Below are 19,107 nucleotides of genomic sequence, written 5' to 3' on the forward strand. Positions count from 1 at the left end.
CGGTCTGCGGCGCCCGACGCGGAAGGGGCTCGTCGCGGGCGGGCTCGTAGTTGGTGGGTTCTTCGCGGGCGGGCTCGTAGTCGGCGGGCCTCGCGGGCGGGCTCGTCGTGGGCGGGCTCGTCACTTGGCCGCCGAGTGCCAGTACTGCGAGAACGTCCTGCCCTGGTTCGGCGCGGCGCTGCCGGGGTCGGCGAGCGTGGCCAGGTAGGTGGACGCGCTGTTGAGGGTCAGCGAGTTCGTGCCGGAGGCGGCGGGCAGGCCGGACTTGAGGTTGACGGCCCAGTTGAAGGCGCCGAGGCCGAGCGGGCCGCAGCCACTCGCGCCCGGCGCGGCGAAGGTGGTGTCCTCCTGACCGGCTCCGGTGGCCGCGAGCCGGGCCATCTCGCCGGTGTCGGCCGCCGTGCCGTTCGCGGTGAAGGACTCCGCCGCGACGTCCGGGACGGTCTGGTTCTGGGGGTGCAGCACGATGGGCGACGACTTCGTGCCGATGTAGCAGTTGCCGCCGATGAGCGGATTCTCCAGGTGGATGCGGACCGGGATGGAGATGATCGGCTGCTTCTCGCCGAGCCCCGCGAAGAGCGCGAAGTCCTTCGGGGTGCCGACCGGCTCGACGGTGGCCACGATCCGGTTGAGCGTGCTGTTCGTGATCTGTCCGCACACGGCGCTGACGACGGGGACGGCGCTGGGGCACATGAGCCCGAGCAGGCCGCCGGGCAGGTCCGCCGGGTCGGCGAGGAGCGCGCCCTCGGCGGGGGCGACGACCGTGTTGGTGCCGTCCGCGTGCGTGATGATGCCGGCCTGGAGGTCCGTTTTCCCGGTGGGGACGACGGAGCTGCCGATCTTGATGACACCGCTCGACGAACTGGAGGCGATGCAGGTCGCCTGGTCGTTGATGCCGTCGGCCGCGAGCATCGCGGGGTTGTCGACCGGGCAGCGGCCGAACGGCGCCCAGCGCCCGTTCAGCTGCGATCCCGCGGCCGTTGAGGTGCCGATGGACGCGATCGTCGCCAAGGCCGCGGCGGCGCTCAGCACGGTGAGGCGTCGGAGAGTGCTCATTCCGGTTTCCCTTCGGAGTCGGGCAACGCGAGCCCGGACGTTACTCACCGGAAACCTCGTGCGGCAATAAGCCTGCTGACGCATTTTCTATTACCCGCGCGTTTATCACCGGGTGAGCATCGCGGTCCCCGGATCGCTCATCCGGTGAGTGTTTCGGCCCGGCGCCGCGTAAATCGTCACGCATCGACAAAAATCCGGGGCCCGTTGCTCGTCCGAGGGCAAGAAATTCACCGATCAGGGCCCGGAAGAGAGATTCTTTCCCTTTTCCATTGCGACTTCTGGTTACCAGCTCGTAACGTCCCCTCTCGAAGGCGACGAACAACGGCGTGTGCAACCGATCGGTTCGTTGACCTGGAGTATGAGCCGCGACAACCCTCTTTCGGGCGGTCGCCCCACGTCAGTACCCGAACTCGTACGCCATTCGCTCCCCCGAAGGGACCCACCGTGCGCAGATTCACCCGGAACGCGGCCGTGACGGCCGCCGCGCTCGCCTCGGCGATCGGCCTCTCCGTCGCCTCCGCCTCGGCGACCGCGAGCGCCACCTACACCGTCACCCCCGGCGGGGCCTTCACGGCCAACGCCGCCAACCCCAAGCTCACCTCCGGCGCCGCGACCCTCAACTGCACGTCCTCACAGGCGAAGGGGACCCTGAAGTCGGGCTCCGGCCTCGCCGGTGCGAAGCTCGGCTCCATCACGAGCCTGACCTTCACCGGGTGCACCGTCTCGGGCATCCCGTTCACCGTCGCGGCCGCCGCGAGCACGTCCACCCCCTTCTACATCAACGCCACCGGGACGACGGCCAACCACATCGACGGCAACGTCAGCAACATCAGCGCCAAGGTCACCGGCACCGGCTGCAACGTGACCTTCGCGGGTACCACGAACGGCTGGTACGAGAACACCACCAAGACCCTGCACATCACCGGCGGCGGTTCCCTCGCCGCGGGCGCCGGCGCGAGCTGCCTGGGCCTGATCACCGCGGGCGCCCACGCCGACTTCCTGGCGAACTACGTCCTCACGGCGCAGCAGACGATCACCTCGCCGTGACCCCCTGAGCGCGCGTCTGCGCCCGTCACCGGCCCGTGGCCGGCGGCGGGCGCAGGCGCATGCGCCGTTTTCACCACCGCCCCGGCCGCGCCGAACCGCCGGGGAGGACCAGGACAAGGCACGCGGGAAGGAAGACGGATGCCCATCACCACAAGAAGAGGCGCACGCCCGCACACGGCGCGTCTCGCCAGTGCCGCCGCGACGGCTCTGCTCGTGGGTCTGCTCTCCGGAACGGGGTCCAGCGCCGCCGACACCGCCCCCGTCGCCACCCGTACGGACCTGGACTACTCGTGCGGGCTGCCCGACCACAACGGAGTGCCCTCGGCCGACCTGGAGGCCCGGGTGCGGGTGGCGACCCACCTGCCGGGCTCCGGCGTGGCGGGCAAGCCGATCGAGGCGGGCGATGTCGGGGTGGAGGTCTCCCTGCCGCGCGCCGGCGCGGCGGGTCTGTTCCCCTCCGCCACGACGGTGGAGAGCGCGTCGACCCTGGCGATCGAGGCCGTGCAGGGCGAGGAGCGGGCACAGGCCACCTGGCAGTCGACCGCTCCCGGGACGGCGATCCCGCGGACGGGTGACAGCCTTCTCCTGGCCCACACCGGCGAGGTGCCCACGGTCACGGTGAACTCCTCCGGCACGCTCCGTCTGCTCGCCGGCGCCTTGACGCTCACGCTCACCCCCGACGTGGGGGCGCCCGTGTCGCTCTCGTGCGCGCCCGCACCCCGTGACCCTCGCGAGGTGGCGCGCGTCTCGGTGCCCGAGAGCGCCGAGCCCTCCGCCCCCGCCGGCCAGCCGTCCGCGAAGCCGCCGGCGAAGAAGGAGGGCGAGACGGGCAACGTCACCGTTTCCCCACGGAGCGCCGAGGAACCCCCGCCCGTCCAGGACGAGGACTGCGCGCACATGCCCACCGGGGAACTCGACACGAGCGTCGGGGAACCGCCCCCGCCCTACCGCCACACGGTGACCGATCTGGAGGGCATCCCGATGTGCGCCTACGCCGTGGGGCTGAGCACGGTGCGCAAGCAGAACGGCTCGATGATCATCAATGACCTGGCCGGCAAACCGGCGCTGATGCACGTGCGCGGCGTCGTCCGCTCCGAGGGCGGCGGCTGGAGCTCCGATCCACTGGACCTGGACGGGTACAGCCAGATCTGGTCCCTGGCCGAACTCGACCTTCCGGACGCCCGCTCCACCTTCCTCAGCTTCGGCTTCGTGCCGGTGAGCGCGGCCGTCTCCTTCGAGACGAGCAAGATCACCATCCTCACCTCGCAGCCGCACACGATCGACCCCACCACGGCCGTCAACTACGTGGCCTTCCGGCAGTCGCTGCGCCTGCACGACGTCGAGGTCAACGGCACGCCGCTCGATGTCGGCCCGTCCTGCCGGACCGAGAAGAGCTTCCGTGTCGTGCTCAACGGCAACATGTTCTCGAAGGAGTACCCCTACGTGAACGTCTTCTCGGGCGGTCTGCTCACCGGGAAGGTGGACATCCCCGCCTTCACCGGCTGCGGCACGGGCGGCGAGAACCTGAACGGACTGTTCACGGCGGCCATCAGCGGCCCCGGCAACGAGATCCGCATGAACCAGGCGCCCACCTGCCTGCCCGGTGAATTCCCCGTCGCCTGCCCACCCGCCCTCCCCGAGCTGCCCAGCCTCAAGCCCGCCTCGTCCTCCTGACCCCGCACCCCCACAACCCGCCACACCTCACCAGCAAATCCCGCACAACTTGTGTACAACAAGCGACAGTTGCTCTACCTTCAGTAGCTCCCACCAGAACTCCCCATCGGTACGCACCTGGCGGTCGCGAGGGCGCGGCGCCACTTCAGGCGCCCTCGCGCCCGGCCCCACCCGGGCGCCCGGACAGCAAGGAGGCTGCCGTGCAACTGCCGACCCGCACCACCGAGGTCGAGGACTCCCCCGGTCCGTTACCGCGGGAGTTCGCGCGGATCATGCGGCCCGAGATCCCCGGGCTGATCAAGGAGATCGGGGTCGAGGTGACCCGCGCCTTCCCCGAGTACGCGGCGCTGCTCGACGGCCCCGACGAGGCGGCGATCCGGCAGGGGGTCGAGAAGAGCCTCAACGGCTTCGTCGACCGCGTCGCCGATCCGGGGGCCTCCACCGCGAGCCGGGACGAACTGCTCCGCAAATTCGGCCGTGTCGAGGCGTACGAGGGCCGCGACCTCAACACCCTCCAGAGCGCCTACCGCCTCGGCGCCCGGGTCGCGCTGCGTCGCGCGAAGTCCCTGGGCCGCCGCTTCGATCTCTCGCCCGAGTTGCTCCTGACCTTCGCCGAGGTGCTCTTCTCCTACATCGGGGAACTCGAGGCGCTCTCCTTGGAGGGGTACATGGAGGCGCGGGCGGGAGCGGGGGGTGAGATGGTACGAAGACGACTCCTGCACCTGCTCCTGGTCGGCACCCCGCCCCACCACGCCACCATCAACGACCTGTGTGAGCAGGCGTGTTGGCAGGTGCCGGATGAGGTCACGATGGTCGCGCTGCGCGCTCCCGCGCCCGAGCACACGCAGGCGGGGCTCGCCGCCGACGTCCTGTCCGACCTCGGCGCCCCCCAGCCCCACCTCCTCCTCCCCGGCCCGCTCACCCCGGAGCGGCACACCATGCTGGAGACTGCGGTGCTCGACGGGCGTCTCGCCATCGGGCTCACCGTGCCCACCGCCCACGCGGCGGACTCGCTGCGCTGGGCCCGCCGCGCCCTCCAGCTCGTCGACGAGGGTGTCGTCCCCGACACGCCGTACCTGCGCACCGCGGACCACCTCATGGCCTTGTGGCTGCTCTCCGACCTCCCCCTCGTGCGCGAGGTGGCACAGCGCGAGCTGTCCCCCCTGGCCAAGGTCTCCGGGACCCGCCGTACCCGGCTCGTGGAGACGCTGCACGCGTGGCTCACCACGCGGGGCACGGCGGACCAGGTGGGCGAGGCGCTCGGTGTGCACGCCCAGACGGTCCGCTACCGGCTGCGCAATCTGGAGGCGCACTTCGGGCACCGCCTGGAGGACCCCGAGCACCGTTTCGCGATGGAGGCCGCGCTGCGCGCGCTGCACCTCCACGACATCACCGAACCGCCCGGCGGAACGGCGGCCGCCGGTGCGCCGCCCGCTCCGGCGCCCGGCGCGCCTGCCACGTGACACCGCGCGCGTGGCCCTGCTCCGCCGTACCAGCGCTGCCACCGGTGTCCCCTCCGGGCGCCCGCTGATCACACCGCGCGAACTAAGGACGTGACACGAGGCGTTGGCGTCCAAAGCTGGAAAGGCTGGGGTCGGACGCGGCGCGGACCCGCTCCGGCGGGCGACCGGCCACGTCCGCCGGCGACCGCACCTGGACAGACGCCGCCTCTCGCCGTCCGTGCGCCGGCTCCTCGTCCGCGCCCGGCGACAGACGGGTGGAGCGTCAACAGGCCGTCAGCCCGACTTCGGCGGCTTGCGCGCGTCGAAGGCGAAGAGCGTGTTCTTGTCCGCGGCCACGACCAGGGCGCCCCCCGCCACGGTCACGCGGGGTCCCGAGCCCTCCTCGCCGGTCAGCCCGTCGACCCGGGGATCGGTGCTCCACAGGATCTCGCCGTCCGAGGGTGAGAGCGCGACCACGCGCCCGGTGGCCGAGCTGAAGTACAGCGCGCGGTCGCCCCCGGCGGGGCCGGAAGCTCCCTCCACGGGGGTCTGCCGTGCCCACTTCTCGTGCCCGCTCTCGGGGTCGATCGCGGTGACGCGCCCGGTCTGCCCGCTCACGTAGACGGTGCCCCGGGCCATGCCCGGTGTCCCCTCGTAGGTCCGGGCGAGCCGGGCGTACGTGACCTTGCGCGCGGCCGGGTCCGCCAGCGCCACGCCGTCGTACCCCGCCGAGGCCGTGCCCTCCATATGAATCCGGAGGAGGGCGAGACGGCCGCCCGTGACGCCCACCGGGACGACGGGGCCGTTCACCGCGAGCGGGCTGCCGAGGCGTCCCGAGGAACGGTCGACGGTGTACAGGGTGAGGTGGCGCACCGCCAGCGCGTCGATCTCGGTGCCTCGCGCGCACATGGCGAGGAGCCGGGTGCCCGCCTGGACGGGGACACACCGGGCGCCCGCCGGGAACGGCGTCTTCCAGGCGACCTCACCGCTGTGCGCGTCCCTCGCCTCCAGGCGGGAGTCGGTCCCGTCCACCGAGACGACGGAGGCGCCTGCCACGACGGTGTCCTGGCTCTGGTGCGTCACGGCCTCGGACTGGGCGGCGGTCGGTACGGACCACAGCTCGCGGCCGGTCCTCGCGTCGAGCGCGACGACTTCCCTGGCCGGGGCCTCCGCATCGTTCTCGGGCGCGAAACGGTAGCCGAGCACGGTGTCCTGGGTGGCGCCCACGAAGTACATGCCCTGGACGGGTACGCCCCGGCTCTTCGCCGTCCACACCCGCGAGCCGTCCTTGACGTCGAGGCGGCTCGCGATGACGCCCCCTCCCCCGCAGAACAGCGCGTCCCCGCGCGAGACGCACCGCAGTTCGTCGGGGATGTCCGGACGCCCGCCCAGGACCGTTTGGTGCCAGGGCGCGAAGCCGTCCGGAGGCGCGGGGGCCGCGACGCCGCCGTTCTTGCCCTCGTCGCTCTCCCCGGAGCCCGCCGCGGTCACCACCGCGACTCCCCCGCCCACGGCCGTCACCGCGACCACGGCGGCGAGCACGGAGCGCCAGCGGCGGCGGGGGCGGCGCCCGCCGAGGGTCGTGTCGTCCACGGCACCGGGCGGGCCCGGGACACCGGGGCCGTCGGGGGCTTGGGCGTGAGCGGCGTCGGCGGAACGCGTCGCTTCGGCGCCACGCCCGGCCGCTTCAGGGGTCCGTACGGCCTCGGCGGTGCCGGCCGTGACCCCGTCGTTCAACGTGATCACGTCCCTGGTGCGGCTCGCGCCGAGGCCGTCCCCGGCGGCCGTGGCGAGGTCGGACGGCAGGTCCCGCAGCAGGACGAGGAGTTCGTCGGCCGAGGGACGCCGCTCGGGCTCCTTGTCGAGGCACAGCTCCACGACCGCGCGCAGCGGCTGCGGCACCGCGTCGAGCGAGGGCTCCTCGTGCACCACCTGGTACGCCGTCATGTACGGGCTGTCGGCGTCGAAGGGGCCGTGCCCCGTCACCGAGTAGACGAGCAGGGTTCCGAGCGAGAAGACGTCGGAGCGCGGCCCGACGCCGCGGGGCGCCCGCAACTGCTCCGGCGACATGAAGGGCGGCGTCCCGATGATCCGCCCCGTCATCGTCAGGGTCTGCTGATCCGCGGCACGTGAGATGCCGAAGTCGATGACGCGCGGTCCCTCGGGCGAGAGCACGACGTTGGAGGGCTTGAGGTCGCGGTGGACGACGCCGACCCGGTGGATGTCGCGCAGGGCCTCGGCCAGTCCGATGGCGAGCCTGCGCAGGTCGACGCCGCCGAGCGGACCCTTCGCCGCGATGTGCTGACTGAGCGTGTCCCCCTCGATGTAGCTCGTCGCCATCCAGGGCTGCTCGGCGTCCGGAGCGGCGTCGACCACGGCGGCCGTGAAAGCCCCGCTGACCCGTCTCGCGGCCGCCACCTCCTGCCGGAACCGGGTACGGAACTCCTCGTCGGCGGCGAACTGCTGATGGATCAGCTTGACCGCGACGGGCCGCCCCGACCCCGAGCGCGCCAGGAAGACCGTCCCCATCCCGCCCGAGCCGAGCCGCGCCTCCAGCACATAGCCGCCGATCTCGGCCGGGTCCCCGACACGCAGCGACACTCTTCCCGCCCTCCAGTCCCCCGTGCGCCTTCACCCCACGGGCCCGCGTACCTCTCCCGACCCAAACTAGCGGCAGAGTGACACGGAAGAGCAAAGCGGGTGGCCTTGGCACCTTCCCCGGCGTCCGGGCGAGAGGTACCGGCGCACCCGCGCCCCGCCCTCCCAGGAACGGTGCCTTCCGCGTTTCGGAGCGTGCCGCCCGCGCCGCGGGGCCCGGGCGGGACGCCACCCGCCACGCGAGCCCCTCCCCCGGTCAGTCCGTGATCGAGGCGCGGAAGCGGTACCGGTCCCCGCGGTAGATGGCGACCGTCAGTTCCAGTGGGCGGGCCTCCTGGTTGAAGGCGAGCTGGGTCGCCACGAGTACGGGGGTCACGTCCTCGATCTCCAGCAACTCCTTCTCCCTCGCGTCCGGTTGGCGGGCCTCGACCGAGTAGTCGGCGACGTGGGGCACCTGCGGGGGCTCGGCCTCGCGCAGCGTGGCGTACAGGGAGGCGCGGCCGAAGTCGGTGTGCGCGAGGGCGGGGCAGAGCGCGAGGGGGAGCCGGTTGTGCTCGACGACCACGACGAGGTCGTCGAGGAACCGCAGCCGGCGCATGGCGAACAGGAGCGCGCCGGGGGCGATCCGCAGCTCCTCCGCCTCGGCGATCGTCGCCGCGCGCACGCCCGCTTCGAGGACGCGCGTGCGCACCGCGAGGCCGTGCCGCAGCGCGTAGTCGGCGAAACCCTGCACCGTACGGCCCGCCGTCGGACGGGACAGCGCCGGGTGATCGGCCGAGCGGTCCTCCTGGAGGAACCAGCCGCGGGCGGGAGCGGAGACGATGAGCCCTTCCTCCGCGAGGCGGTTGAGGGCGGAGCGCATGGTGACCCGCGAGACCTCGTAACGCTCGGCGAGGACCCGCTCCGAGGGCAGCCGGTCGCCGGGGCGAGCCGCGCCCTCGGTGAGGTCCTGCCGCAGGCGACGGGCCACCACCGAGTAGAGGGGCAGCGTCTCGCCGGGCGCGCCGATGGCGCCGGGCTCCGAGTAGCTAGGCATACCAGCATAATACCAGATAGACCTTTGACCATACCGGTTCGTGCCAGTAGTGTGCCTGCTGTAAGCGAACGGCCCTGATGAGCAAGGACGAGGTGCGTACATGGCGGGCCCCTTGGACGAACTGGTACGAGACCAGAAAGCCGGATCGGCGCACGGCCTCACCTCCGTCTGCAGCGCGCACCCCCTGGTCCTGGAGGCGGCCGTGCTCCAGGCCGTCGAGACCGGCGCGGCCGTCCTGATCGAGGCGACGTCGAACCAGGTGGACCAGTACGGCGGTTACTCCGGCCTGGACCCGGCGGGCTTCCGCGATCAGGTGCTCGCCCTCGCCGACCGCCTCGGGCTGCCGCGCGAACGGGTCGTGCTCGGCGGCGACCACCTCGGTCCGAACCGCTGGCGCGACCGCCCCGAGCGGGAGGCCATGGCCGAGGCCGATGACCTGGTCCGCGCCTACGTGGCCGCCGGCTTCACCAAGATCCACCTCGATTGCAGCTTCGCCTGCGCCGGGGAGAGTTTCCCGCTCGCCGACGCCGTGGTGGCGCGCCGCGCGGTACGCCTCGTCCGGGTCGCCGAGGAGACCGCGGGCGCGGACGCCGGCCGTCTGCGCTACGTCATCGGCACCGAGGTCCCGGTGCCGGGCGGCGCCGACCACGCCCTGGACGGCGTGCCGCCCACCCCCGCCCGGGCGGCCAGGGAAACCCTGGAGACGCACCGCGCGGCCTTCACCGCTGCCGGGCTCGGCGCGGCGTGGGAACGCGTCATGGCCCTCGTCGTCCAGCCGGGCGTCGAGTTCGGCCAGCGGGACATCGCGGACTACCGCGCGGAGCGCACGAGGGAACTGCGGCGCGTCCTCGACGCGGAGCCCGGCATGGTCTTCGAAGCCCACTCGACCGACTACCAGCTCCCCGGCTCGCTCGCCCGCCTGGTCCGCGACCACTGGGCCGTGCTCAAGGTGGGCCCCGGGCTCACCTTCGCCCTGCGGGAAGCCCTGTTCGCCCTCGCCGCCATCGAGGAGGAGACTGTCGGCACCGCTCGCTCCGGTCTCGTCGAGGTGGTCGACCGCAGGATGCGCGAGGAGCCGGGCGGCTGGGCGGAGTACTCCTGCGCGAGTGACGCGCGCGCCCTCCGGCTGGACCGCCTCTACGGCTACAGCGACCGGGTCCGCTACTACTGGACCGACCCCGAGATAGCCGCCGCGGTGCGGCGTCTCTTCGAGAACCTGAGCAGCGGTCCCGTACCGCTCGCCCTTCTTTCCGCGCATCTGCCCGCGCAGTACGCGCGCGTCAGGGCCGGAGTGCTCGCCGCCCGGCCCCACGATCTCGTGATCGACCGGGTGCGCGACGTACTCCGTACCTACGCGGCGGCCTGCGCCCCCCGTCCCAAGGAGTACGCGTGACGACCACCCCAGAGACCAGCGACCTGCCCCCCGCGCCCGCGGGTGCCGCGCACACGCACCGCGAGATCGGGCAACAGCCGCGCCTGTGGCGGCGGATGGCCGCGCTCGTCGAGGCCGAGGGGACGCAGCTGCGCGCCTTCCTCGCGCCCCTGCTCGCCGACCCCTCGCTGCGCGTCGTCCTCACCGGGGCGGGCACCTCCGCCTTCGCGGGCGGCATCGCCGCACCCGCTCTCGCGGCGGCCACGGGGCGCACCGTGGAGGCGGTGGCCACGACGGACATCGTCGCCGGCCCGTACGCCTGTTTCCCCGACCGCGAGCGGCCCACGCTGCTCGTGTCCTTCGCGCGCTCGGGCAACAGCCCCGAGAGCACCGCCGCGACCGCGCTCGCGGAGCAGCTCCTCGACCACTGCGCCCACCTCCTCGTCACGTGCAACGCGGAGGGCGCGCTGGCGCTCGCGCACCGGGAGCGCCCGGACTCGTACGTGCTGCTGACGCCGCCCGAGGCGGAGGACCAGGGCTTCGCCATGACCTCCAGCCTGACCTGCATGCTGCTCGGGGCGCTCGGCGCGCTCGGCGCCGGGAAGGTGCGGGGCCTGGACGGCGTCGCGGAGAGCGCAGAGGCAGTGCTCGGCGAGACCTCCCCGCGGCAGGTCACCGCGCTCACCGGGCGCGGCCTCGACCGCTTCGTCTACCTCGGCAGCGGGCCGCTCAAGGCCCTCGCGAACGAGTCCGCGCTCAAGCTCCTCGAACTGACCGGCGGGGCGGTGAGCGCGCTCGCCGACTCCTCGCTGGGCTTCCGGCACGGCCCCAAGGCCTTCCTGACCCCGCGTACGGGCGTCGTCGTCTTCGTCTCCAACGACCCGTACACACGCCGGTACGACCTGGACATCTTCGCCGAGCTGAGCGCGGCGCTGCCCACCGGCCAGGTCGTCGCCGTCGCGGGCCGCCCGGACGGGCTGCCCGCCGCGCACACCTGGCTCCTGCCGGGCATGGCGGAGGCCGACGACGCGGCGCTCGCGCTGCCCGCCGTGGTCTACGCCCAGCTCATCGCCCTGCACACCTCGCTGGCGTACGGCGTGACCCCCGACAACCCCTTCCCGGACGGCGAGGTCAACCGCGTCGTGCAGGGCGTCACGGTGCACCCGCTGCCCTGACCCGGGGCCCGGACGCCGGCCCGTTCACATCCACCATCCGCAGCTGACAAGGGAGAACGCCCGTGTACCTGGGAGTCGACGGCGGCGGGACCAAGACCGCCTTCTGCCTTCTCGACGCCTCCGGAGCCGTCCGGGGAGCGGCTCGCGGCCCCTCCACCACGCCCGCGCCGGGACCCGGCGGGACGGAGAGGGCGGCGCGCGTCCTGCGAGAGGGGATCGCCGAGGTCTGCCGTGCGGCCGGGACAGACCCCGCGCACCTCTCGTACGCCTTCCTCGGGCTGCCGGGGCACGGGGAGGACGAGGAGGTCACAGGCGCTCTCGACGCGCTCCCCGGCCAGGTCCTGCCCGGCGTGCCCGCCGCGGTCGGCAACGACATGGTGTGCGGCTGGGCCGGTGCCTTCGCCCTCGGCGACGGCGTCAACGTGATCAGCGGCACCGGTTCGATGGCATACGGCGAGGTGCGCGGCCGGCGTGCCCGGACGGGGGGCTGGGGCGAGCTGTTCGGCGACGAGGGCTCGGCCCACTGGCTCGCGGTGCGGGGGCTCGGCCTCTTCACGCGGATGAGCGACGGCCGCGTCCCCGCCGGGCCGCTCCACGCCCTGCTGCGCGAGCGACTGGCGCTCGGCACGGACCTGGACCTGATCGGCACGGTGCTCGTGGGGGGCTGGGACCGTACCCGCATCGCCTCGCTCAGCCCGTACGTCACCGAGGCGGCCCGCGCGGGGGACATCGCCTGCGCGGCGCTGCTCGCGGAGGCGGGGCGGGAGCTGGCGGCGCTCGCGCGCGCCGCGCACCGCGCGCTCGGCCAGGACCCGCGGGAGCCCGTACCGCTGTCGTGGTCGGGCGGCGTCCTCGGCGTGGCGGAGGTACGGGAGGCGTTCCTCGACGCGCTCGCCGCCGCACCCGAGCGGTTCGCGCCGCGGGCCCCGCGCACCACTCCCGTCCTCGGTGCGGCGCTCCACGCGGCGCGGCTCTCCGGCCGTCCGCTGGGCGACGCAGCGGTGGCGGCGCTGCCTCCGGCCTCCTGAACGACAGTAACGACAGTCATCGCGCGGGGCGGCGCGCCTTGGCCCCTCCCCCTCGCCTCCCGGACCCCGGTCCGGAAAGGCACTCCAGAAAGGAAGAGCACGTGTCCGACAGCATCAGCGACCAGCGGTCCCTCGTCCTCATCGGCGCGGGCAGCGCCGTCTTCACCCGCGGTCTGCTCGCCGACCTCATCACCGCCGAGGATCTCGGCCGCTGGGAGATCCGGCTCGTCGACGTCAACCCCGAGGCGCTCTCCGTCGCCGCCCGGCTCGCCGAGCGCATGGTGGAGGCCCAGGGCGCCGGGGACCGCATCACCGTGCGGTCCTCCACCGACCGCCGTGCCGAACTCCCGGGTGCCGACTACGTCGTGACGTGCGTGGGCGTGGGCGGGCGCCCCGCCTGGCAGACCGACCACGACATCTGCCGACAGCACGGTGTCTACCAGCCCGTGGGCGACTCGGTGATGCCCGGCGGCATCTCGCGCCTGCTGCGGACCACGCCCGTCATGGTCGACGTCGCCCGCGACGTCGTGGACCTCGCGCCCGAGGCGTACTTCTTCAACTACAGCAACCCGATGACGGCCAACGTGCAGGCCATGACCCGCTACGCGGGCGCCGAGGTCGTCGGGCTGTGCCACGGGATGCACCACGTGCAGCGGGAACTGGCGGCCTTCGCCGGACTGCCCTTCGAGGAGACCTCGACGCTCTACGCGGGCATCAACCACCTCACCTTCATCTACGACTTCCGCCACCAGGGCCGCGACGCCTGGCCCGGTGTCCGTGCCCGGGTGGACCGCGAGCTGGCCGAGCCGCCGCGGCCCGAGGACATCGGCGCCATCTGGGAGAACGGCCGGGCCTGGCACAACCCGTTCTCCTGGGAGATCTTCCGCACGTACGGCGCCTATCCGGCGGCCAACGACAGGCACGTCCTGGAGTTCTTCCCCGAGCGCTGGGCGGGCGGCGACTACTACGGCAAGAAGCTCGGCGTGGACGCGTTCTCCGTACCGGAGATCCTCCAGTGGGGCGAGGAGCGCTACCAGTCGATGCGGGAGCAGGCGGAGGGCGACACCCCCCTGGACGCCTCCGCGTTCGACCGCTCCACGGGCGAGCAGGAACAACTCCTCGCGATCATCCGCTCGATCACGTTCGACCGCCGCGAGATGTTCTCGGTGAACGTGCCCAACCGGGGCAGCGTCCCGGGCCTCCCCGACGCGGCCGCGCTGGAGATCCCCGCCGTGGCGACCGCCCGCGGTCTGCGCCCCGTACAGGTTCCCGACCTCTCCGCGCCGCTGACCGCGATCCTGTCGCGCCGGCTCAGCTCGGTGGACCTGGCCGTCGAAGCGGCGATGACCGGCGACGAGGACCTGGTCGTCGAGGCCGTCATCGCGGACGGCGCCGTGACCGACCGCGACGCGGCGGCGGCCCTCGTGAAGGACCTGCTGGCGGCCCAGAGCCGCTTCCTGCCGCGCTTCGCCTGAGACAGAGGCGGCTTCGGAGACGCAGTCCCGAAGACGCGGCTTCCCCGCGGGACGGCCGCGCCGGCCACCCCGCGCCCCACTCGTTCCGTCAGGAGACAGCCCATGAAGATCGCCCGCATCCGTCACGAGGGCCGCGTGCTCGCCGCCCGCGTGGACGGCGGGACCGTCTACCCGGTCGTGCCGGAGGAGCCCCGGTTCATGGCCGACGCCGTGCGTGACCTGATCGCGCAGGGCACGGCGCTGGACGTGCTGGGCGCCGAGGTGCCCGGCATCCCGCTCGCCGAGGCGGAACTGCTCAGCCCGCTCGCGGCACCGCAGAAGATCGTCTGCGTCGGGCTCAACTACGCGGACCACATCCGCGAAACCGGTCTGGAGACCCCGCAGACCCCGCTGACCTTCGTCAAGACGGCCCACACGCTGACCGGGCCGACGGCGACGGTGCGCGTGCCGCGCGGCACGACGGAACAGCTCGACTGGGAGGCCGAACTCGCCGTCGTCATCGGCCGGACGGCCCGGAACGTGACCGCCGAGCAGGCCGCCGACCACGTCTTCGGCTACACCGTGGCCAACGACGTCTCGGCCCGCGACGCGCAGTTCAGCGACGTGCAGTGGTTCCGGGGCAAGAACTTCGACGCCTTCTGCCCGCTCGGTCCGTGGATCGTCACCGCCGACGAGGTCGCCGACCCGCACTCGCTCGCGATCTCCGCGCGCGTCAACGGGGAGACCGTGCAGGACAGTTCGACCAAGGAGATGATCTTCGGCATCGGCGAGACCATCTCCTACGTGTCGCGGTACATGACCCTGTACCCCGGCGACGTCATCGCCACCGGGACCCCGAACGGCGTGGGCATGGGCCGCGAGCCGCAGCTGTGGCTCAAGGACGGCGACGTCGTCGAGGTCGAGGTGGAGGGCATCGGCCTGCTGCGCAACCCGGTCAGCGTCCACGACTGAGCCTTCGCGGAGCGGTACGTGGTCCCGGCCCGTATTCCCGGCCTGTACTTCCGGCCCGTGTCCTCGGCCCGGTTCCCGTACCCCCGCACCCGCGCGCGGCGCACCCCGGTCGCCGCACCCCCACCCGCACCGCCTTCCGGCCTCCCCCGGCTCCGCTCCGGGGGAGGCCGCCCCGTACGACCGAAGGAGTCTCATGAACATCGCTGACGATCCCGACCGCGCACCGGCCCGCTCGCACCTGTACGCGATGGGGCTGAGCGACGAGGACATGCGCCGCCCCACCGTGGGCATCGCCTCGACGTGGACGGGCACCATGCCCTGCAACCTCACGCACCGGGACCTCGCACGGCACGTCGCCACCGGGGTACGGCGCGCCGGGGGCACGCCCATGGAGTTCAACACCGTGGCCGTCTCCGACAACCTCACGATGGGCACGCCCGGAATGCGCGCCTCGCTCGTGAGCCGCGAGGTCATCGCCGACTCCATCGAACTCATGGGCCGGGCCCACCAGTTCGACGCGATGGTGTGCATCGTGGGCTGTGACAAGACCGTGCCCGCCGCCATGATGGCGATGGCCCGTCTCGACATCCCCTCCGTGCTCCTCTACAGCGGCAGCATGATGCCGGGCACGTGGCGGGGGCGCGAGGTGACCATCCAGGACATGTGGGAGGCGCTCGGGGAACGGGCCGTCGGGCGCGTCGCCCAGGAGGACGTGGACGACCTCGCCCGGCACGCGTGCCCGGGCGCGGGAACCTGCGCCGCGCAGTACACGGCGAACACCATGGGGACGGTGGCGGACTTCCTCGGCCTCGCGCCCTTCGGTGTCGGGGACATCCCCGCCACGGCGAAGGAGAAGACCGCGGCCGCCGAGCGGGTCGGTGAACTCGCCCTCGACGTGCTCGCCCGTGACCTGCGCCCCTCCGCGATCCTGACGGCGGACGCGCTGCACAACGCCATCGTCTCCGTCGCGGCGATGGGCGGCTCGACCAACGCGGTGCTGCACCTGCTGGCGATCGCCCGTGAGGCGGGTCTCGACCTCGCCATCGACGACATCGGCCGGCTGTGCCGCGAGGTGCCGATCATCACGGCGCTGAAACCGGCCGGACCCTACACCGCCGCCGATCTGTGGCGGGCGGGCGGGACCACGCTCGTGGCCGCCCGGCTCCTCGCGGCCGGGGTGCTGCGCGACTCCGTGTCGCTCGTGGACGGCCGCTCGCTGTCCGAGGTGGCCGCCCACGCCGCGCCCGCCGAAGGGCAGGACGTCGTCAAGGACATCGAGGCGCCGGTCAAACCGGCCGGCGCGCTGGCCATCCTGCGCGGCTCGCTCGCCCCGGACGGCTGCGTCCTCAAGTTGGGCGGCCGGCCCGACTTCGTCCGTACGGGCCCGGCGCGGGTCTACGACTCCGAGGAGGACTGCTTCACCGCGATCCAGGCCGGGGCGGTGCGCGAGGGCGATGTGGTGATCGTCCGCTACGAGGGCCCCGCGGGGGGTCCCGGGATGCGCGAGATGCTCTCGATCACCGGCGCGCTCGTCGGTCAGGGCCTCGGCGACTCCGTCACGCTCGTCACGGACGGCCGCTTCAGCGGTGTCTCGCACGGCCTGGTCATCGGCCACGTGGCGCCCGAGGCGTGGCACGGCGGCCCGCTCGCGCTCGTCGCCGACGGCGACACCGTGACGGTGGACAGCGCGGGCGGCACGCTCGACCTCGATGTCGCCCCCGAGGAGCTGGAGCGACGGCGCGCGGCCTGGAGCCGCCCGGTCCGCGAGGTGGAGCGCGGCGTCTTCAGCAAGTACGTGGCGGTCGTCGGCTCCGCTTCGGACGGCGCGGTCACCGTCTGAGCCGTTCGCGTCCTCACACGCGAGAGGGCCCCCGCCGGTCGGCGGGGGCCCTCTCGCGTACGTCCTACTGTTCGCGCATCCCCCACGGCGAACCGTAGGCGTTGAGCAGGTCGAGGAACGGCTCGGCCGGAAGAGCCTCGGGGCCGAGGACGCCGCTGCCCTTCCACGTCCCGTTCGCGAGCAGTTCCAGGGCGACCACGGGGTTGAGCGCGGTCTGCCAGACGACGGCCTGCGAGCCGTACTCGCGCATCGACCACTCGTTGTCCACCACGTGGTAGAGGTACACCTCGCGGGGCGCCCCGTCGCGGACGCCCTTCACCCAGGTCCCGGCGCAGGTCTTGCCGCGCATGCGGTCGCCGAGCGCGGCCGGGTCGGGCAGGCAGGCGGCGACCACGTCGCGCGGGGAGACCTCGACGTCGCCGACGCGCACCTTCTCGGTGCGGTCGAGGCCGAGCTTGTGCAGGGTGCGCAGGACGTCGATGAACTCCTGGCCGAGCCCGTACTTGAAGGTGACGCGCGGCGCGTCCACCCAGCGCGGGATGAGCAGGACCTCCTCGTGCTCCACGTTGACGCACTCCACCTCCCCGATGCCCTCGGGGAAGTCGAAGACCTCCGGCTCCGAGAACGGCGCCGTGGTGAACCAGCCCCGGTCCTTCTCCCACACCACGGGCGGGTTCAGGCACTCCTCGATGGTGGTCCAGATGGAGAAGGAGGGCGCGAAGTCGTAGCCGTCCACGGTGAGGTCGGCACCATCGCGGACCCCGATCTCCTCGATCGTGTCGAAGAGGTGGTCGGAGGCGTAACGGGCGAAGACGTCGGAGAGTCCGGGCTCGACCCCCATCCCCACGAGGGCGAGCCGGCCGGCCGCCTCCCACTCCCCCGCCAGGGCGAACTGCTCGTCGCCGAGCATGACCCCGGTGCGGGCGTAGGGCTGCTCGGGGTGCGGGCGCGAGAGGGACATCGCCATGTCCAGGTAGTGGGCCCCGGCGGCGAGAGCCGCGCGGAAGAGGGGCATCACGAAGCGCGGATCGGTGGCGTTGAGCACGACGTCGATCCGGTGCTCGCGCAGCAGCGCCTCGACGGCGGCCTCGTCGGAGGCGTCGATGGCGGCGGCGACGAAGCGCGGGTCGTCGGTGGCCCGCGCCGCGGCGACGGCGCGCTCGCGCACGTAGTCGGCGACGACGCAGTGCGTGAAGAACGAGCGGCGGGCGGCGATACGGGCGGCGGCGGTGCCCACACCGCCGGCGCCGACGATGAGTATGCGCATGGTGTTCCCGGGTTTCTCTTGGAAGGGATGCGGCAGCGGCCGCGCCTGGCGCGGCGGCGGGCTGCCGCGGGCGAAACGGAAGCTGAGGGGGGAGGGTCAGGAAGTGCGGTGCACCGGTCGTTCCTCGTCCCCGGCCGTCCTGGTGAGACGGCTCAGGAGGGGGACGGACCGGGCCGGTTCCTCGCCTCCCTGGTCACTGACGTGCCACAGCCGGCCGCCTCGGCGCAGCACGAGGTCCGTGCGGTGCGGGGCGTGGTCGAGCGTCGTGGCGGCGAGCGCGGTGACCGGGCCTTCGCCGGGTGCCCGGAGACTGCGGTACGGGGCCGGGGCGCCGATGTCGACGACGTCGATCCGTTCGGCGGCCTCGTTCCACACGTAGAGACGTGGGACGGTCTCGCGGACCACCGCCGCCGCGACGAGCCCTGCCGGGAGCGGGGTCTCGTCCCCGCCCGGGGCCAGGTAGCTCCCGCCGGAGGCGCCGAGGAGAGCGAGGCCGGGGCGTGCGGCGTGCGGGAGCGGAAGGAGGAGGACGGCGCCCGGGCGCAGGGGCGGCAGCGGCGTCTGCTCCCAGGTCAGGCGGGGGTAGGCCCCGGTATCGGCCCGGAAGAGGCGCGGGCTCCCGTCGTCGGCGAGGACGGCCGTCCACAGTGTCGCGTCCGGGTTCTCCGTGAGGCTCGCCGCGCGGACGCGTCCTGTGGGGGGCGGTTCCTCGGTGGTGAAGGCGGTCTCCGGGTTCCACCGCAGACGGTGTGTGTGGGCTCCGGACCTCGCCAGCACCTCCAGGTGGTGCGGGCCGTGCGCGCTCTGCACCACCTGGACCTCGTCGTAGCGCCTGCCGGTACCGAAGCGCAGGGCGCCGCTCCACGCGCCGGGCGGCGGTCCTCCCGCCTCGGGGGCGGTGTCCTCCGGGTCGTTGTTGAACCAGAGCACCCAGAGTCCGTCCTCCTCGTCGCAGAGGAGGAGTTCGAGATTGCCTCGCAGTCCGTACCGGCCCTGCGCGAACGCGAGCCCGCCCCGGTTCGGGGGCGGGAGGGCGGTGCGGGGGGCAGGGGGCGGGGCAGCAGCCATGGGAAAAACCTCGCAGCCGGCCGAGGACAGAGGAGGCGCGCATCAGGGCCGGCGACCGGCAGCACCTCAGCGAAAACC

General features: G+C 73.1%; 14 protein-coding genes. 9 read left to right on the forward strand and 5 right to left on the reverse strand.

Features of this window, described 5'->3' with window-relative positions; genetic code table 11:
* Positions 1-120: 120 nt before the first annotated feature.
* A complete protein-coding gene (locus ACIP4O_RS24130; protein WP_401577416.1) occupies positions 121-1,056 on the reverse strand; it encodes a hypothetical protein in 936 nt (311 codons plus the stop codon).
* Between the two features lie 444 nt (positions 1,057-1,500).
* On the opposite strand from ACIP4O_RS24130, the gene ACIP4O_RS24135 reads away from it, so the two are divergent.
* The 3 genes from ACIP4O_RS24135 (at position 1,501) to ACIP4O_RS24145 (ending at position 5,240) form a co-directional block, all read left to right on the forward strand.
* Entirely contained in the window at positions 1,501-2,103 is a 603-nt protein-coding gene (locus tag ACIP4O_RS24135) for a hypothetical protein (protein ID WP_361327388.1), read from the forward strand.
* Positions 2,104-2,241: 138 nt separating this feature from the next.
* Positions 2,242-3,777 (forward strand): DUF6801 domain-containing protein, encoded by a 1,536-nt coding sequence (locus ACIP4O_RS24140; protein WP_401577418.1) that lies wholly within the window; start codon positions 2,242-2,244, stop codon positions 3,775-3,777.
* 200 nt (positions 3,778-3,977) lie between these two features.
* A complete protein-coding gene (locus ACIP4O_RS24145) occupies positions 3,978-5,240 on the forward strand; it encodes a helix-turn-helix domain-containing protein (RefSeq protein ID WP_401577420.1) in 1,263 nt (420 codons plus the stop codon).
* A 273-nt stretch (positions 5,241-5,513) separates the two neighbouring features.
* Here the strand turns inward: ACIP4O_RS24145 and ACIP4O_RS24150 are convergent, their stop codons facing one another.
* A complete protein-coding gene (locus tag ACIP4O_RS24150; RefSeq protein WP_401577422.1) occupies positions 5,514-7,820 on the reverse strand; it encodes a PQQ-binding-like beta-propeller repeat protein in 2,307 nt (768 codons plus the stop codon).
* A gap of 253 nt (positions 7,821-8,073) precedes the next feature.
* Positions 8,074-8,853, reverse strand: coding sequence for a GntR family transcriptional regulator (locus ACIP4O_RS24155; RefSeq protein ID WP_401577423.1), 780 nt, complete (start codon positions 8,851-8,853; stop codon positions 8,074-8,076).
* A 100-nt stretch (positions 8,854-8,953) separates the two neighbouring features.
* Here ACIP4O_RS24155 and ACIP4O_RS24160 point away from each other — a divergent pair, with 100 nt between their 5' ends.
* The 6 genes from ACIP4O_RS24160 (at position 8,954) to ilvD (ending at position 16,694) form a co-directional block, all read left to right on the forward strand.
* Positions 8,954-10,246, forward strand: a complete 1,293-nt coding sequence (locus ACIP4O_RS24160) for a D-tagatose-bisphosphate aldolase, class II, non-catalytic subunit (RefSeq protein WP_401577425.1) — start codon at positions 8,954-8,956, stop codon at positions 10,244-10,246.
* Positions 10,243-11,400 carry an SIS domain-containing protein gene (locus ACIP4O_RS24165; protein ID WP_401577426.1) on the forward strand — a complete coding sequence of 386 codons (1,158 nt, stop codon included), beginning with the start codon at positions 10,243-10,245 and terminating at the stop codon, positions 11,398-11,400. Before ACIP4O_RS24160 ends, ACIP4O_RS24165 begins: the two co-directional genes overlap by 4 nt.
* 62 nt (positions 11,401-11,462) lie before the next feature.
* Positions 11,463-12,428 carry an N-acetylglucosamine kinase gene (locus tag ACIP4O_RS24170; protein ID WP_401577428.1) on the forward strand — a complete coding sequence of 322 codons (966 nt, stop codon included), beginning with the start codon at positions 11,463-11,465 and terminating at the stop codon, positions 12,426-12,428.
* A 101-nt stretch (positions 12,429-12,529) separates the two neighbouring features.
* Positions 12,530-13,903 (forward strand): hypothetical protein, encoded by a 1,374-nt coding sequence (locus ACIP4O_RS24175; RefSeq protein WP_401577430.1) that lies wholly within the window; start codon positions 12,530-12,532, stop codon positions 13,901-13,903.
* Positions 13,904-14,005: 102 nt separating this feature from the next.
* Complete coding sequence (locus ACIP4O_RS24180; RefSeq protein ID WP_401577431.1) at positions 14,006-14,854, forward strand: fumarylacetoacetate hydrolase family protein; 849 nt, start codon at positions 14,006-14,008, stop codon at positions 14,852-14,854.
* Between the two features lie 193 nt (positions 14,855-15,047).
* Complete coding sequence (gene ilvD / locus ACIP4O_RS24185) at positions 15,048-16,694, forward strand: dihydroxy-acid dehydratase (protein ID WP_401577433.1); 1,647 nt, start codon at positions 15,048-15,050, stop codon at positions 16,692-16,694.
* Positions 16,695-16,758: 64 nt separating this feature from the next.
* On the opposite strand, the gene ACIP4O_RS24190 is transcribed toward ilvD, so the two are convergent.
* Both ACIP4O_RS24190 and ACIP4O_RS24195 read right to left on the reverse strand, forming a co-directional pair.
* Complete coding sequence (locus ACIP4O_RS24190; protein WP_401577435.1) at positions 16,759-17,961, reverse strand: saccharopine dehydrogenase family protein; 1,203 nt, start codon at positions 17,959-17,961, stop codon at positions 16,759-16,761.
* Positions 17,962-18,057: 96 nt separating this feature from the next.
* Positions 18,058-19,029 (reverse strand): hypothetical protein, encoded by a 972-nt coding sequence (locus tag ACIP4O_RS24195; protein WP_401577436.1) that lies wholly within the window; start codon positions 19,027-19,029, stop codon positions 18,058-18,060.
* Positions 19,030-19,107: the final 78 nt, after the last annotated feature.

The organism is Streptomyces sp. NPDC088923 (assembly GCF_044749745.1).
GTDB lineage: Bacteria > Actinomycetota > Actinomycetes > Streptomycetales > Streptomycetaceae > Streptomyces.